Annotated in this window: 11 protein-coding genes and 1 rRNA gene; 2 read left to right on the forward strand and 10 right to left on the reverse strand. The window is 38.6% G+C overall.

What is annotated here, in order from left to right; all coding sequences use genetic code 11:
- The 9 genes from C9J29_RS18375 to hutH all read right to left on the reverse strand — a co-directional run.
- A 16S ribosomal RNA gene (locus C9J29_RS18375) occupies window positions 1-66 on the reverse strand; the annotation flags it as partial.
- Between the two features lie 559 nt (window positions 67-625).
- Window positions 626-2479, reverse strand: coding sequence for an SLC13 family permease (locus C9J29_RS18380; RefSeq protein WP_089986939.1), 1854 nt, complete (start codon window positions 2477-2479; stop codon window positions 626-628).
- A gap of 148 nt (window positions 2480-2627) precedes the next feature.
- Window positions 2628-3242, reverse strand: a complete 615-nt coding sequence (gene nadD, locus C9J29_RS18385; RefSeq protein ID WP_089986936.1) for a nicotinate-nucleotide adenylyltransferase — start codon at window positions 3240-3242, stop codon at window positions 2628-2630.
- Window positions 3243-3264: 22 nt separating this feature from the next.
- Entirely contained in the window at window positions 3265-4746 is a 1482-nt protein-coding gene (locus tag C9J29_RS18390) for a nicotinate phosphoribosyltransferase (RefSeq protein ID WP_107922579.1), read from the reverse strand.
- A 9-nt stretch (window positions 4747-4755) separates the two neighbouring features.
- Entirely contained in the window at window positions 4756-5307 is a 552-nt protein-coding gene (locus C9J29_RS18395) for a cysteine hydrolase family protein (protein WP_036220239.1), read from the reverse strand.
- Between the two features lie 83 nt (window positions 5308-5390).
- Window positions 5391-6191 (reverse strand): NUDIX domain-containing protein, encoded by an 801-nt coding sequence (locus C9J29_RS18400; RefSeq protein ID WP_089986934.1) that lies wholly within the window; start codon window positions 6189-6191, stop codon window positions 5391-5393.
- A gap of 197 nt (window positions 6192-6388) precedes the next feature.
- On the reverse strand, window positions 6389-7666 hold the full coding sequence (hutI, locus tag C9J29_RS18405) for an imidazolonepropionase (protein ID WP_089986933.1): 1278 nt from the start codon (window positions 7664-7666) through the stop codon (window positions 6389-6391).
- Window positions 7663-9333 (reverse strand): urocanate hydratase, encoded by a 1671-nt coding sequence (gene hutU, locus C9J29_RS18410; RefSeq protein WP_089986932.1) that lies wholly within the window; start codon window positions 9331-9333, stop codon window positions 7663-7665. The genes hutI and hutU overlap by 4 nt, the downstream gene beginning before the upstream one ends.
- A 153-nt stretch (window positions 9334-9486) precedes the next feature.
- A complete protein-coding gene (gene hutH / locus C9J29_RS18415) occupies window positions 9487-11001 on the reverse strand; it encodes a histidine ammonia-lyase (protein WP_107922580.1) in 1515 nt (504 codons plus the stop codon).
- Between the two features lie 276 nt (window positions 11002-11277).
- On the opposite strand from hutH, the gene C9J29_RS18420 reads away from it, so the two are divergent.
- Together C9J29_RS18420 and C9J29_RS18425 are read left to right on the forward strand one after the other, a co-directional pair.
- A complete protein-coding gene (locus C9J29_RS18420) occupies window positions 11278-12732 on the forward strand; it encodes a response regulator transcription factor (RefSeq protein WP_107922581.1) in 1455 nt (484 codons plus the stop codon).
- Window positions 12733-13039: 307 nt separating this feature from the next.
- Window positions 13040-14545 carry a catalase gene (locus C9J29_RS18425; RefSeq protein WP_107922582.1) on the forward strand — a complete coding sequence of 502 codons (1506 nt, stop codon included), beginning with the start codon at window positions 13040-13042 and terminating at the stop codon, window positions 14543-14545.
- A gap of 209 nt (window positions 14546-14754) precedes the next feature.
- On the opposite strand, the gene thiC is transcribed toward C9J29_RS18425, so the two are convergent.
- Complete coding sequence (gene thiC / locus C9J29_RS18430) at window positions 14755-16533, reverse strand: phosphomethylpyrimidine synthase ThiC (protein ID WP_107922583.1); 1779 nt, start codon at window positions 16531-16533, stop codon at window positions 14755-14757.
- Window positions 16534-16633 lie beyond the last annotated feature (100 nt).

Genomic DNA, 16633 nt, shown 5'->3' on the forward strand with positions numbered 1-16633 from the left:
CTCGACTTGCATGTATTAGGCACGCCGCCAGCGTTCGTCCTGAGCCAGGATCAAACTCTCCATAAAAGAAATTTGATTAGCTCAAATTGTTTTGCTGGCATCAATTTTGATGTCCAAAATTTTGTTTTGTTCACTAGCTAAGCTAGTTACTTAAAACTTTATTGATTACGTTTTGCTTGTTCAGTTTTCAAGGTTCATGTTTTGCTTTGTTTTAGCGTGTCACCGTGGCGACTTGTATAATACTACACCCTTATTTTTAAAAGGTCAACACTTTTTCAAAAAAAGTTTAACTTTTTTCTCGACATAGAATTACTTCCTATATTAATAATCAAAATAAACCTTTGACTACAAATAATATTTTCACCCTTAAGGTTTATGTTATACCACTAATTAAAATATAATTTTATCATATCTTACAAGAAAAAATTAATAGATTTTTTTGGATAGCAGGAAAAAAATCGATATTAAACCGATCTTTCAGTATGTAGATGCAGTTTTTTATATAAAGGTGAACTGGAATGAGGGGCACTACACTCCTAAATGGAGTCAACGACTTTACTTGATTTCAAAAAAGACTATAGATAAACTCAAAAGTTTGAGTTTATCTATAGTCTTAAACTGAATTTTATAATGGGAAAAAGAATGGGATAGTTATCATCATGACAATAAACATAACAATTTGTAACGGTATCCCTATTCTTACAAAGTCCATAAATTTATAGCCCCCAGCTGTCATTACCAGCGCATTAGTTGGGGATGCAATTGGTGTGGCAAACGCCATACTCGCGGCTACTGCTACTGCAATCATAAATGTTGTAGGATTAACCTCCATTGCTATTGCAGCACTCATAGCTATTGGTGCAAACAATACAGCCGTCGCCGTATTACTAATAAATTGTCCAAAGACAGCTGTCAAAATATAAACACCTATGAGGACACCATAGGGACCATAGTCACCAAGAACTTTAATAATCCCGTCAGATAATATAGCCATGCCTCCTGTTTTTTCTAACGCTGTCGCCATTGGTAGCATAGCGGCCACTAGCACTATACTTTCAAAATTCATATTGCTATACGCATCTTCCATGTTCCGTAAGCAACCAGTTAATATCATTAAAACGGCACCAATCATAACAGAAATAACAGCAGGGAAAATTTCAAATGCCATTAACATAATCATAAACAGCATAATAATCCCCGCAATACCAGCTTTTCCTGTTGCCGCTGCTACACTCGCGTGTTCTTTTGGCTGACCCACAACCACAACATCTTGGGTCTCTCTCGCTAATAAAAGAATTTCATCCCAAGCTCCTTGCACTAAAATAGCGTCTCCAAATTTCAACTTATGCGAAACCATGTCTTGGAGTTTATAACCACCCTTACGATTAATACCAATTATATTTAGATTGTATTTTTCTCTAAACCCTAACGAACTAACTGTTTCATTGATAAAGCTTGAATTTGGCGTAAGCAATACCTCTGCAATACCGAGGTGCTTCGAAACCAATTCATCAGCTTCCCCTTCTACTAATCCTTGCATCTCGAGGTGATAATCCTCAACAAAGTGACGAATATCCGCTTCTTCCCCTTGAACATACAGCTCGTCCTTTGCATGAATCACACTTGTGGGACCAGCCATTTCTTGATACGTCATAGGTAGTAAATTGATACCTTCTTGTGACTTGCGATGAATTTTCATCATACAGAGCGTGTACTTGGCTGGTAGCTTTAACTCTGCTAACGACGTTTCAATAATAGGTGATTCTTCTGGAACAGAAATTTTGAATAGTCGATTATTTAAATCATATTGCTTTATGATTTTCTTGGGTGAAAGCTTATAGCCCTCATTTGTTTGCGTACGATGTTGATCTTTCGGTAACAGAATATTGCGCACAAGTACTAGATAAGCAATTCCTGCAATCATACCCACTATACCAATTGGAGTTATCTCAAAAAATCCAAGTTTGCTATATCCTCTATCTACCAATAACTGACTGACAATTAAATTGGTTGGGGACGCAATCAACGTCATAAGACCCGATAGACTAGCTACGTATGAGAGTGGCAATAAAAATTTAGAAGGGCTGACCTTCATACTAATCGCTATACTTACAACTATTGGCATCATTAATGCGACAGTACCTGTATTGCTCATAAATGCACCGACAGATCCAACAATGATGAGTAGTAATACAAATAGTTTCAACTCACTATTGCCCGACCATTTAAGTAATAACTGTCCTGCCATTCCCGCAAGACCTGTGCGTAATATTCCTGCACCCACGACGAAAAGCCCTGCAATCATTAAAACTACAGAGTTTGAAAATCCAGCTAATGCCTCTGTGGGCGTTAGAATATCTGTAATAACAAATGCTAAAAGTGACACAATTGCTACAAGATCTGCTCGTATTTTATTGGTCACAAATGCGAAAATTGTTGCACCTAAAATAAGAAATGTTAATGTAAGCTGCACATTCATGAATTCCTTTCTAACATTAATCATTAAAATTTTTGACAGCAAAAAAGCCGTCACCATTGCTATTTCTATTATAGCTTACGAATGGCTAGAAATAGTAAAAGTCACCATCTTTTCAAAATTAAAATAAGTGTGGCATGCAACCACACTTTTATTTCTTATATAGATGATGTTCTTTAATATAGTCATAACAAGCATTGGGCAAAAGATATCTTGGCTCTCCACCCATCGCAAATTCTTCCCGAATATAGGTAGAGCTAATTTCCATGGCTAAGCCCTTATCAATAAGGTGAAATCTCCCATCATCATTATTTCTTAAAATCGGGGATCGGCTAATTGTTGATAGCATATCAACCCCATGCCTCGCCATAACTATGAATTTATTTTCGGTAACTAATGCGTCTCCCTTTTTCCATAATCCTGCTCCAATGTCTACTAATAAATCTGCGCCCATAATAAAGTGGATTTCATCTTCTGGATGTTTTTCCCTAAAGTATTTCATCGTGTCATACGTGTAAATATTCCATCCCTCTTGATCCATCTCATAGGAATCTGCTATAAAACGATCATCCTTAGCAATTGCTAAATGTAGCATATTCCACCGATGCTTATCTTCTGTTTTTATAGTTTTATCTTTTCGCTTATTTGAACAGGGTAAAAATATGACCTTATCTAATTTACAACGGTGTGCAACCGTGCTAGCAGTCCAAAGATGAACATTGGTGATAGGATCAAAGGATGAACCATAAATACCTATTCTCGCCATCGTATCTTCCTCCTGTCATTTTTTATCTAGTATCCATCTTCTTCGAAATTTTTTCTTTAATATCATGAATAATAGCTCTCTTGTGATCCCAGCAAGCCTGACTCAAATCAACTGGGTACTCTTCCGGGTTCATCGTTCGTTTGTACTCACACCATAATAATTTTAAATTTTTCTTTGCATATGCTTGTGTCTCTTGAATTGTAGGTTCCTCAAATACTACTTTCCCATTTTCTACAATGCTTTCATGTAACTCGATCGCTGTAAAATTCGTCACAAACTTAGTTATATACGTATGAACAGGGTGGAACATCTTTAATCGTTCTGTTTGCTGAATATTTTCCTCATCAAGGGCAATATAGTCACCTTCAGCATGACCATTCTCATTATTAACAATACGATAGACTCGTTTGCGCCCAGGAGTCGTCACCTTTTCTGGATTCGCAGAGATTTTTATAGTATCAACCATTTCCCCATTTTCATTTTCAATAGAGACTAACTTGTATACTCCACCTAAAGCAGCTTGATCGTAGGCTGTAATTAGCTTCGTGCCGATTCCCCAAGCATCAATTTTCGCCCCTTGAGATTTTAAATGCATAATAGTATATTCGTCTAAATCATTGGATGCCATAATTTTTGTTTCCTTAAAGCCTGCATCATCTAGCATTTTTCTTGCTACCTTTGATAAATAGGCTAAATCACCACTGTCTAAACGGATACCAATAAAATTAATTTGATCTCCCAATTCCTTCGCTACTTTGATGGCATTCGGAACACCTGACCGTAACGTATCATAAGTATCTACTAAGAATACACAGTCTTTATGTGCAGCTGCATATTTTTTAAACGCAGTATATTCATCTCTATAGGTTTGAATCATAGCATGCGCATGTGTTCCTGAAACTGGAATACCAAATAATTTACCTGCACGCACATTACTTGTTGCAGAAAAGCCACCGATATAAGCAGCACGAGTTCCCCAAATTGCCGCATCGAATTCGTGAGCACGACGGGTTCCAAACTCCATCATAACATCCTCACCCGTCACTTCTTTAATACGCGAGGCTTTCGTCGCGATTAGCGTTTGGAAATTAACAATATTTAGCAAGGGGGTTTCTATTAATTGCGCTTCAGCCAATGGTGCCTCGATTCGCAAAATAGGTTCATTGGCAAAAACCAACTCTCCTTCTCTCATCCCCCTTATAGTTCCTGTAAACTTTAGATTCTGGAGATAGTGGAGAAATTCCTCTGGATAGTTCCCTTCTTCACGCAAATATTCAATATCACTTTGAGAAAAACCAAAGTTATTAATAAACTCCATTACTTTTTTTAAGCCAGCGAATATCGCATAACCATTGCCAAATGGAAGTTTTCTAAAATACAGCTCAAAAACAGCCTTTCGTTGATGAACCGCGTCCTTCCAATAGGTCTGTACCATATTTATTTGGTATAAATCGGTGTGTAACATGAAACTATCATCTGCGTATTTCACGTCATTTCCCTCCATTCTTTACTATCAAATAACAGAGGCACCAAGTGTATGCTCAAAATGACTTAAAGCCCACTCATGTCCTGTTTGATTAAAGGATGCGACAGCGTTTTTATGAATGACAAGATCGAACCCTTTATTATAAGCATCTACAGCCGTATGAAGAACACAGATGTCTGTACAAACACCAATTAAATGAAGCTCTGTAATTCCTCTTTCACGCAATTTCAACTCCAAATCTGTCCCTGCAAAGGCCGAGTAACGAGTTTTATCTATATAATAGACATGTTCCAATTCTTGCTTACCTTCGTACAATGTTTTTAAAGCCCCGTATAAATCTCGCCCTTTGGTATGACGAATATTATGTGGAGGAAATAGCTTTGTTTCAGGATGATAAACATCTTCTTGCTCATGAACATCTATAGCGAATACTGTGAACTCATTATTTGAGATAAATTCACTTGTTAAATTAACAATCGCCTGCTCAAGCTGTTGTCCCGGCTCCCCACAAGTTAGAGCTCCATCAGTTGCAACAAAATCAACAGTGTAATCAATATTAATTAATGCTCTCTTTTTCATCGTTTTATCACTCCAATTTTTAATTAGTAATACTTAAATTACAAATTACTGTTTTTAAAGTTATCAGGAAAGACGAATCTTTCCTAATGATAAATTGATTCCACTACTTCAAAATCATTAAAAGTATACAGCTGTGATGGCCTAAACGAATTACGTTTTGTTTTCTTCGGTTTTCCTTCCACATCCACTACTTTTTCGATAAAAGGTAGTTTAGGTGCTTTTGTAAAAAATACAGAATCATTAGCGATTCGTGGATCGTCTTCAACTGTCAGTAGTACCCGTTGTAATTCTGATAAGGTAAACTCTTGCGGTAAAAAATTTTTAGCAACGGTTGTTTGCACCATGTCTTTTTTAATAAATTCGAGTGCATCTGCAATGATTTTACGATGATCAAAGGCTAGTTGAAGTGTAAATACATTTTCAATATCAAATAACTCTACATCATCTGCATCATCATTTGCTTGTCGCTGTTCCATATGCTCCTCAGGAACAATCGCATAAAAAGCATTTGAAATCATCCAGCCACGAGGATCTCGATTGATATCATCGTAAACACCAAAGTGCTGAACATGTAACCCTTCTACATTCGTCTCTTCTTTTAACTCTCTTTTTGCTGCAATATAGGCTGATTCCTTTTGATGAGCATCTACAAACCCACCCGGAAGCGCCCATTTTCCACCTTCAATATTGGCATTTCCATCAGCATCTTTAGCAGCACGCTTAATTAACATAATTTTAAGTGTCATGTTTGGCGGTGCCTTTTCTTCTGTTTTCTCCGAAGTAATCGTAAAAATTGCGATATCTGCTGTGTATCCATCAGGTGTTTTATATTTTGAAGAATCATAATGCGCTAGCATTTCTTCTTCCGTCCGAAATTTTGACATCATATAACCCCTTTAATCATTACAAGGTTTTAGTAATTTGTAATTAACGAATTACTATTTAATTGAATTATAAACCCCTACCGAAAAAAATGCAACCTATTTATTTAGTACCTCAAAGAGCTATTATCATCAGATTTTTTTAATCAAAATAAAAAAGCATAAATAAAGCTTTTATGCCTTATTTATGCCCATTTACTTTATTGTTCTTTCAGCAAAATTCCATTTTGTACAACAACTTGCCCATTTTTAATAACTGTATTTGTATGGTTCATGCCATAGAAGTATTGTAATTGCTTATAATTAGCAACATCTAAAATAATAACATCCGCTTTTTTATCCACTTCAAGGGAACCTATTTGTTCGCCTCGATTCACTGCATACGCGGCATTAATTGTTGTTGCCGTTAGTACCTCCTCTAGTGTCATTCCCATATGCATGCAAGCTAAATTCATTATAAATGGTAGACTCATAGTCGGAGATGATCCTGGATTAAAGTCCGTTGAAATGGCTACAGGTACCCCTTCATCAATCATTAGACGGCCTCTTGCGAACGGAGCACGTAAAAAGAATGCAGTTCCTGGCAGCAAGACAGCAATTGTACCCGCTTCAGCCATTTTTTGAATACCTTCATCAGAGGCTACTAACAAATGCTCTGCCGAAATGGCTCCCACTTCTGCAGCAAGTTCAGCACCTTTATAAGGCTCAATTTCATCGGCATGTATTTTCGGTGTTAATCCAAGGGCTTTCCCAGCCTCTAAAATACGCTCAGATTGTTCTGGTGTAAAGACACCTTTTTCACAAAATACATCATTAAATTCAGCCAGTTCTAACTCTGCAACTTTTGGTAGCATTTCATGAATCAAAACATCCACAAACTCATCCTCACGCCCTTTATAGTCGCGAGGTACTGCATGTGCACCCATAAAAGTACTAATAACATCCATATCATGCGTTGCTTGCAACTTTTTCGCTACTTCAAGCTGCTTCTTTTCCGTCTCCCAATCCAATCCATAGCCTGATTTGGCTTCAACGGTTGTGACTCCATGCTTTAAAAATATATCTAAGTGCTTCCTTGTTTTTTCATACAACTCATCAAAGCTAGTTTCTCGTGTACGCTTTGTTGTAGCGTGAATGCCACCACCCGTATTCATAATTTCCATATAGGTAGAACCATTGAGCCGCATATTAAACTCTTCTTCACGGGTTCCTCCATGTACGAGATGTGTATGACAGTCCACTAACCCTGGCATAACGACCTTACCAGAAGCATCAATTGTAGTAGCCTTCTTCACTAGTTCAGGAAAATCTACCTCTAATTGCTCTAAAGCACCTACAGCAACAATTCGATCTTCTTCAATAAGAACACTACCATTTTCCACTATAGCAATTTCTTGCATTTGCTCCTTTGTGCGAGGTCCTCGTACATTATTTTTTAATGTAATCACTTCATTAGCATTTTTAATTAAGACAGTCACTTTACATCATCCTTTAACATTGGTATTTGCACACCTTTGTTTTTAGCTGTCCGAATAGCAATGTCATAGCCTGCATCTGCGTGACGAGCCACACCCATACCAGGGTCTGAAATTAATACGCGTGCAATTTTCTCTGCTGCTAGCTCCGATCCGTCCGCTACTAACACTTGCCCTGCATGCTGTGAATAGCCCATACCTACGCCACCACCATGGTGAACACTTACCCAGCTGGCGCCGCTTGCTGTATTAACTAGCGCATTTAAAATCGGCCAATCCGATACTGCATCTGAACCATCCAACATCCCTTCTGTTTCACGGTTTGGCGAAGCAACAGAACCTGAATCAAGATGATCACGACCAAAAACAATTGGAGCTGATAACTCACCATTCGCTACCATTTCATTTACTTTTAACGCAAAGCGATGACGGTCGCCATAGCCTAGCCAACAAATACGTGCAGGTAATCCTTGCCATTTAACCATTTTTTGTGCCATATCGATCCAATTAACTAGACCTTCATCTTCAGCGAACATCTCTTTCGCAAGTGCATCCGTTTTATAAATATCCTCAGGGTCTCCCGAAAGCGCAGCCCAGCGGAATGGCCCTTTCCCTTCACAGAACAACGGACGAATATAGGCTGGTACGAAGCCTGGGAAATCAAAAGCATTGGTTACGCCCATTTCTTTAGCATAGGCGCGAATATTATTGCCATAATCAAACACCTCTGCACCAGCCTCTTGGAACTCTAGCATTGTACGAACATGCTCTGCCATAGTTTCCTTAGCTCTTCGTTCATATGTTTTTACATCTGATTTACGAAGTGCTAATGCTTCCTCAAATGTCATGTTATTCGGTATATAGCCATTTATCGGGTCATGTGCAGAGGTTTGGTCTGTGACAAAGTCTGGAATGATCCCTCGATTCAACAGTTCACGATTGACGTCTGCACAATTTCCAACAAGGCCAATCGAGGCTGGTTCTTTTTGGTCACGTAATTTATTTACTAATGCAACCGCTTCATCCACAGTTTCTACAAGATAATCACAATAGCCCTCTTTTATTTTACGTTCAATGCGGGCACGCTCTACTTCTACAACTAGAATGACAGCGCCAGCCATTTTCCCCGCTAGAGGTTGTGCACCACTCATCCCACCCATACCACCTGTAAGGATGAATTTACCGCGTAAATCTGCAGAGCCAAATACTTTTTTCCCTGCTTCTACGAAGGATAAATAAGTACCTTGTAAAATACCTTGTGCGCCGATATAAATCCAGCTTCCAGCAGTCATTTGACCATACATCATTAAATCTCGATCTTCTAATTCATAGAAATGGTCCCAATTAGCCCACGCTGGTACAAGATTGGAATTGGCAATTAAAACACGCGGAGAATGTTCATGTGTACGGAATACAGCTACGGGCTTCCCTGATTGGATCAATAATGTCTCATCATTCTCTAGTTTTTTTAATGAAGCAATAATTTGCTCATAACTTTCCCAATTACGAGCTGCCTTTCCAATACCTCCGTAAACAATCAGCTCATCTGGATTCTCCGCTACTTCAGGATCAAGATTGTTCATCAGCATGCGCATCGCTGCTTCCTGTGTCCATCCTTTACAAGTTAGTTGATTCCCATGTGGTGCACGAATACTTGTTTTAAATACCATAAAAAAACACGCTCCTTTAAAATAATAAATACATTAATAATAAATAAAACTGAATATTCAGACATCAAAACGAATAATCCCTTATAAAGCAGAGGCGACTTAGAAAACCAAGTCTCGCCTCAGCTCTTCCAACTTAAAATCTTTTAAGCAACTTTACATATATTCCTTTACTAGAGCATCACTAGTTAATAAATACTCCGCCAACGCCTCAATTTCATCACCGATCGGCTGATCTGCTAATAGCGGTGGACAAAACTCACGAACTTTCTCTAAATACTTTCGTGTGGTTGGTGATAATTGTTCCTCCGCTTTATCTAAATAAATAGCCTGTGATGCACAAATCATTTCTATCGCTATAACTAGGGCAGCATTTCGGACAATCTGACGTACTTGACGAGCAGAAGTTGTCCCCATACTTACATGGTCTTCCTGATTCCCTGATGTAGGAATTGAATCTACACTAGAAGGATGAGCCAACACTTTATTTTCTGAGACAATGGATGCTGCTGTATATTGAGCAATCATCAGACCGCACTCAATCCCGGGGTTTGTCGCTAAAAATGGTGGTAACCCTTCATTTAATTGAGGATTCACCATTCGCTCTGTACGGCGTTCTGAAATATTAGCCCATTCACTTACCCCAATTTTTAAAAAGTCCATCGCTAAAGCAATTGGTTGACCATGAAAATGGCCACCCGATAGTACTTCACCGTTTTCTAAAACAATCGGATTATCGGTCGTGGCGTTCATTTCAGTTTGTACTCGGTTCTCCGCGTAAAAGAAAGACTGCCAGGAAGCACCGTGCACTTGTGGAATACAGCGCAGTGAATATGCATCCTGCATACGAATTTCTCCTTGCTTTGTCACTCGCTTACTTCCCTCAAGCCACTTACGAATACGACCGCCAACAAGCTCTAACTCAGGATGTGGCCTTACCGCTAAAAGGGCTGGGTCAAACGCAGATGTGATTCCCTTCAATGCTTCTAGTGTTAAACTAGCAGCCATATCCGCCGCAAGCCCAATTCTTTCAGCCTCATTAACGGTTAAGACACCGATTCCTGTCATAGCCTGTGTACCGTTTACAAGTGCCAGCCCCTCTTTAGCTTGTAGTCGAACAGGTGATAACCCCGCTTGCTGTAACGCCTCACTACCACTCATCACTTCTCCATTAAACTCAGCCTTACCTTCTCCCACTAGGACTAAAGCTAAATGTGATAATGGCGCTAAATCTCCACTTGCTCCAACCGAACCTTGTGACGGGACAATTGGGTGTACGCCTTTATTAATAAAATCTAATAAAAGCTGTACCGTTTCCTCACGAATACCTGAAAATCCACGAGCTAAGGCATTTGCACGTAAAACCATCATGGCACGTACAACATCAGTAGGAAACGGATGGCCCACACCTGTTGCATCCGATCGTAATAAGTTCAGTTGCAATAGCTCAATATCGTCTTCCTCAATTTTTATATTGCTTAGTTTGCCAAAACCTGTATTCACACCATAAATCGTTTGTCCCTCCGCTAAGCGCTTTTCGATCCGTTCCCTACTTAAACGAATACGTTCTATACTATCTGTAGCAAGTGCAACTGTTGCATGCCCTTTAGCGATTTCCTCAATTTGTTGTCTTGTTAATGTATTGCCATCAAGCTCGATGATCGACTTCACATGACATCCCCCTATTCCATTTATGGCTTATGTAAAATTCATTTTAACGTAATCACTAAAACATCCGCATTCAACTACTTTAAGCGTTTACATTGTAAATGAGTGTCCTGCTGAATGATGGTTAATTACTCTATTTCCATTGTACTAACTACCTTTTTCAGAATATAGAGAATTTTAAAAGAGAAAACATGATTTTTTTCAGATTCCTATGTTATTTTTAATAATATAATCGTATTTTTATATGAAACTAGAATATTATAAGCGAGGTTAGATGTTATGAAGCTGTTATTAATCGATCGAGACCCCACTGAACTAGCAGGCATTAAGTGGTTTTTACATACCTATTTTCCAGGCGATGTTCTCATTGACATGTGCACGACTATTTCAGATGTACCTCAATACATCCGTCAATTTGAACCGGATGCCATACTGTTAAATATCGACATGATCCCTAATAATCGCTTAACTTCTCTTTATCGAGATCTACAAAAACTTGCAGGTGCTATTTTAGCCGTAACAACAGAACCCTTATTTAAAAACGCATTGAAAGCCATTGATTTACAGGTAGCTCATCTGTTTGTAAAGCCCATTGATTTAGAAGTATTAAAGCAAAAACTGACAGGCATTTCCTTGCGCTCACCACAAAATACAGATTATGCCCAGGAGGCTGCAAATGAATCATTTTATAATCATTTATTTTTGGATACGAAATCAAACTCTATTGAAACTGGCATTTACTTTACAATAATTGAACCTGAGCACACTGAAACCTATAACAAGCTTTACAATTGGCTTCAACAAACATCTATTCATTTCCATATGAAAACCTATCCTTTATCGAATAGAATCGTCTGCCTTTTTCAAACGCAAGACATAAAGCTGGTAGAGAAGGATGTACGTACTCTTATGAAGGAATGGCGTTTGTTTAGCAATAGTTCTTTAAATATCGGGATATATGATGGACCGACTACAAGCATTAAAAATATGTATACATTAACAAAGCGTACACTTCATCAAAGTTTTTACGAAGGATTCGGGCATATTTTTTACGCAAGTAAACAATTTGAAATACACCCCTTTGATCCATTACTAACACCAGAGGAACAACAATTATTAATAAGTAGCCTGGAGGAGGGTAATCTCGAAGCCGTAAAAACATTTTTATATCGACTTTCTAATGAAGGCATCTATTACGAGCAGGATGACCTACGCATCCATCTAACAAGTGTGTTAGCACAAATTCGGCGCTTTATGTTGAAATATAAACTACACGAAAAAGCAGTCATTGAACAAAACTACCGCCAGCTATTCCATTTAATTATTGAGCATCCTATTTTTTATACGATTCTCAATGGCATTATTTCTTTCACACAGAGATTAATAGAGCTAGCCCGTGAAGCCCGCATGGAGAAAAGAGCCGATTATGTTGAGCTCGCTTTAGAAATTATTGATCAGCAATTTAAAGATAGTTCCTTGTCTCTTCCCTTTGTCGCCCGTAAGCTTGGCATCAGCCCCAATTATTTAAGTACGATTTTTTCGAAGAAACAGGGCTTGCCATTTAAGCGCTATATACAGCAAGTTAGAATTCAAAACGCTAGTAAGATGCTAGTAGAAACAGATTTTTCAATTAGTGAGATTGCTCATTTAAACGGTTTTGATGATCCAAATTATTTTATTAAAATATTTAAACAACAAATCGGTATGACTCCCCATCGATACCGAAAAAACTAAAAAGAATGTTGCATATAATTTTCAATTAGTTATTTTCATTTTCAATAAAGGCTTGTGTTATGGGTGTTAATTCTTTTACTTCTTTTCTTTTACAGTATAAATACTGTTTATATATAGTTTATTTAACAAGAAATTTAGGACGAGGATTAAGCATAAATAGGCTCTTCGGTGCATATATTTATATTTTATATCTTACTATAAAAATTCTTTAACGATAATTATTATAATGTACTAGCAATTCTATTTTATATTTGTTATAGTTATAGACGAAGAGTTTGACTTATATTATTTTCAGGAGGTAACTAATATGACAAACGCAAATGATCGTAGCCGTCGTTTTACAACAGCAGGTGGTGCTCCAGTAGTAAGTAACCATGACTCTATGTCAGCAGGTCCACGCGGCCCTCTATTACTTCAAGATGTATGGCTAGTTGAAAAATTAGCAAACTTCAATCGTGAAGTAATCCCTGAACGTCGTATGCATGCGAAAGGTTCAGGTGCATTTGGTACTTTTACTGTAACGCACGATATAACTCAATATACAAAAGCTAAAATCTTCTCAGAAGTGGGCCAGAAAACTGATATGTTCGCACGATTCTCCACAGTTGCTGGTGAGCGTGGTGCAGCAGATGCTGAGCGCGATATCCGCGGCTTTGCCCTTAAGTTCTATACTGAAGAAGGCAACTGGGATTTAGTAGGAAACAATACACCAGTATTTTTCTTCCGTGATCCACTACACTTTACAGATTTAAACCACGTGGTCAAACGTGATCCACGTACAAATATGAAAAACGCTAATTCTAACTGGGATTTCTGGACTCTATTACCAGAAGCACTTCACCAAGTTACAATTGTAATGTCCGACCGTGGTATTCCAACTGGTTACCGTAATATGCACGGATTTGGTTCTCACACATATAGCTTTATCAATGCTGATAATGAGCGTGTTTGGGTTAAATTCCACTTCCGTACAGAACAAGGCATTAAAAATTTAACAGGTGATGAAGCAACTGAGGTAATCGGTCAAGACCGTGAATCTTCACAACGTGATTTATATGAAGCCATCGAAAAAGGCAATTTCCCTAAATGGAAAATGTATATTCAGGTTATGACAGAGGAGCAAGCTCGTGAGCTACCATACAACCCATTCGATTTAACAAAAGTATGGTATAAAAAAGATTTCCCATTAATTCCTGTAGGTGAGTTTGAGTTAAATAAAAACCCGGACAACTACTTTGCAGAAGTGGAACAAGCTGCCTTTGCACCATCTAACATCGTCCCTGGTATCAGCTTCTCACCAGATAAAATGTTACAAGGTCGTATCTTTGCCTATGCGGATGCACAACGCTACCGTTTAGGTGTAAACCACTATATGCTTCCTGTTAACGCACCAAAATGTCCATTCCGTACTTTCCACCGAGATGGCTCTATGCGTTTTGACGGCAACCTTGGATCAACACTAGGCTATGAACCAAATAGCTATGGTGAATGGGAACATAATTTAGACCATAAAGAGCCTGAGTTACACATCGATGGTCATGCAGGAATTCATGATTTCCGTGAAGACGATAGTAATTACTTCGAGCAACCAGGTAAACTTTTCCGCCTAATGACTGCGAAAGAACAACAACGTCTATTTGAAAATACGGCTAATGATATGGCTTCTGTTGAGGAATTCATCAAACGCCGTCACATTCTTCACTGCTATTTAGCTGATCCAGCATATGGTGAAGGTGTTGCAAAAGCAATGGGTCTTTCATTAGAAGGTATGGATCTTACAAATCCATACGTAAAACAACCAACAAACGTTTAATATTCCACTTATTATTGATATCCAAATCCAACTTTTACTCCATGTGAATGTATAATTCACGTGGAGCTTTTTTGTATTCGTCTAGGTTCAAGCGTTCACTTCTATTTGCAAAGGCATATATTACTTTTATTCATCTCCCCTATTAAGTTGTGAAACCAACATAAAAAAAGGCTTGTGTTTAGTAAATAAACACAAGCCTCGCACTATTATTATTGATAGATTTGACTACCTGCCTTTTTAAACTCCGCTGACTTTTCCCTCATACCTTCATGGATGGCTTCTGTTGTATTTAAATCCTTTTCTTTAGCATAATTACGAATATCCTGGGAAATTCTCATGCTACAAAATTTAGGCCCGCACATTGAACAAAAATGAGCCGTTTTGGCTCCTTCTGCTGGCAATGTTTCATCATGATATTCTACTGCACGCTCTGGATCAAGAGAAAGGTTAAATTGATCGCGCCAGCGGAACTCAAAACGCGCTTTTGACAGTGCATCATCCCGTTGCTGTGCACCTGGGTGACCCTTTGCTAAATCTGCAGCATGTGCAGCAATTTTATAAGTAATAACCCCTACTCGAACATCCTCCCTATTAGGTAAACCTAAATGTTCCTTCGGTGTCACGTAGCAGAGCATAGCAGTTCCAAACCAACCAATCATCGCCGCTCCAATAGCAGATGTAATATGGTCATAACCTGGCGCAATATCTGTTGTCAATGGACCTAATGTATAGAAGGGAGCTTCCTTACAAACCTCTAATTGCTTGTCCATATTTTCTTTAATCAAATGCATTGGAACATGACCTGGCCCTTCCACCATTACTTGAACATCATGCTTCCATGCGATTTGCGTTAATTCGCCTAATGTTTCCAGCTCCGCGAATTGTGCTTCATCGTTAGCATCCGCGATTGACCCTGGGCGTAAGCCATCTCCTAATGAGAAGGCTACATCATAAGCTTTCATAATTTCGCATATTTCCTCAAAATGAGTATAGAGGAAGTTCTCTTGATGATGGTATAAGCACCACTGCGCCATAATGGACCCACCCCGAGACACAATACCCGTTACACGGTTTGCGGTAAGAGGGACATAACGTAAAAGGACACCTGCATGAATAGTGAAATAATCTACCCCTTGCTCCGCTTGTTCAATAAGCGTATCACGGTACACCTCCCACGTTAAATCCTCAGCCACACCATTCACTTTTTCTAATGCCTGATAAATTGGTACTGTCCCAACGGGTACTGCAGCATTTCGAATAATCCATTCTCTCGTTGTATGAATATGCTTGCCAGTTGATAGATCCATAATATTATCAGCGCCCCAGCGTGTAGCCCATGTCATTTTTTCGACCTCCTCTGCAATCGAGGATGATACGGCTGAATTTCCAATGTTCGCATTAATTTTCACATGGAAATTACGACCGATAATCATTGGCTCTGCCTCTGGATGATTAATATTGGAAGGCATAATAGCTCGGCCTGCTGCAATCTCTGAACGTACGAAATCTGGGTCCATATTTTCGCGTATCGCTACAAATTCCATCTCAGGTGTAATAATTCCCTTTCTAGCATAATGAAGCTGTGTGACATTTCTACCCTTCTTTGCACGTAAAGGCTTTCTCACCAATTCCGGAAAGACATTTTCATGGATACGTGGATCATCAGCACGACGAAAACCATTATCCTCAGGTTTAATCGTACGTCCTCCGTATTCCTCAACATCCCCTCGCTCTTGTATCCAAGGACTTCTTAAAGCAGGTAAGCCTTTTGTAATATCCACACGAAAGGAAGGATCTGTATATGGTCCACTCGTATCATACACTCGAATCGGGGCATTTTCTTCATCTCCAAAGCTACCAGTCGTCGGACTTAATGCAATTTCACGCATTGGTACTAATATATCTGGACGAGATCCTTCCACATAAACCTTTTTACTTCCTTCAAAGTTAGACATAATCGTAATGTTCTTTTCACTAATTGCTGACATGAGCTACTTCTCTCCCTTAAATATATTTTAGGCAAGGACCGAATCTAGCTCACCCAACAATCAAATAAAATAAATAAAGGCCGAATCCAAAATAATAATT

The organism is Lysinibacillus fusiformis, from assembly GCF_003049525.1.
Taxonomy (GTDB): domain Bacteria; phylum Bacillota; class Bacilli; order Bacillales_A; family Planococcaceae; genus Lysinibacillus; species Lysinibacillus fusiformis.

Excerpts from the sequence above, each read along its gene's own strand:
- C9J29_RS18400 (WP_089986934.1), bottom strand. The coding sequence starts at position 6,191 with ATGTCAAAATTTCGGACGGAAGAAGAAATGCTAGCGCATTATGATTCT.
- thiC (WP_107922583.1), bottom strand. The coding sequence starts at position 16,533 with ATGTCAGCAATTAGTGAAAAGAACATTACGATTATGTCTAACTTTGAA.
- hutU (WP_089986932.1), bottom strand. The coding sequence starts at position 9,333 with ATGGTATTTAAAACAAGTATTCGTGCACCACATGGGAATCAACTAACT.
- nadD (WP_089986936.1), bottom strand. The coding sequence starts at position 3,242 with ATGGCGAGAATAGGTATTTATGGTTCATCCTTTGATCCTATCACCAAT.
- C9J29_RS18420 (WP_107922581.1), top strand. The coding sequence starts at position 11,278 with ATGAAGCTGTTATTAATCGATCGAGACCCCACTGAACTAGCAGGCATT.
- C9J29_RS18395 (WP_036220239.1), bottom strand. The coding sequence starts at position 5,307 with ATGAAAAAGAGAGCATTAATTAATATTGATTACACTGTTGATTTTGTT.
- C9J29_RS18425 (WP_107922582.1), top strand. The coding sequence starts at position 13,040 with ATGACAAACGCAAATGATCGTAGCCGTCGTTTTACAACAGCAGGTGGT.
- C9J29_RS18390 (WP_107922579.1), bottom strand. The coding sequence starts at position 4,746 with ATGGAGGGAAATGACGTGAAATACGCAGATGATAGTTTCATGTTACAC.
- C9J29_RS18380 (WP_089986939.1), bottom strand. The coding sequence starts at position 2,479 with ATGAATGTGCAGCTTACATTAACATTTCTTATTTTAGGTGCAACAATT.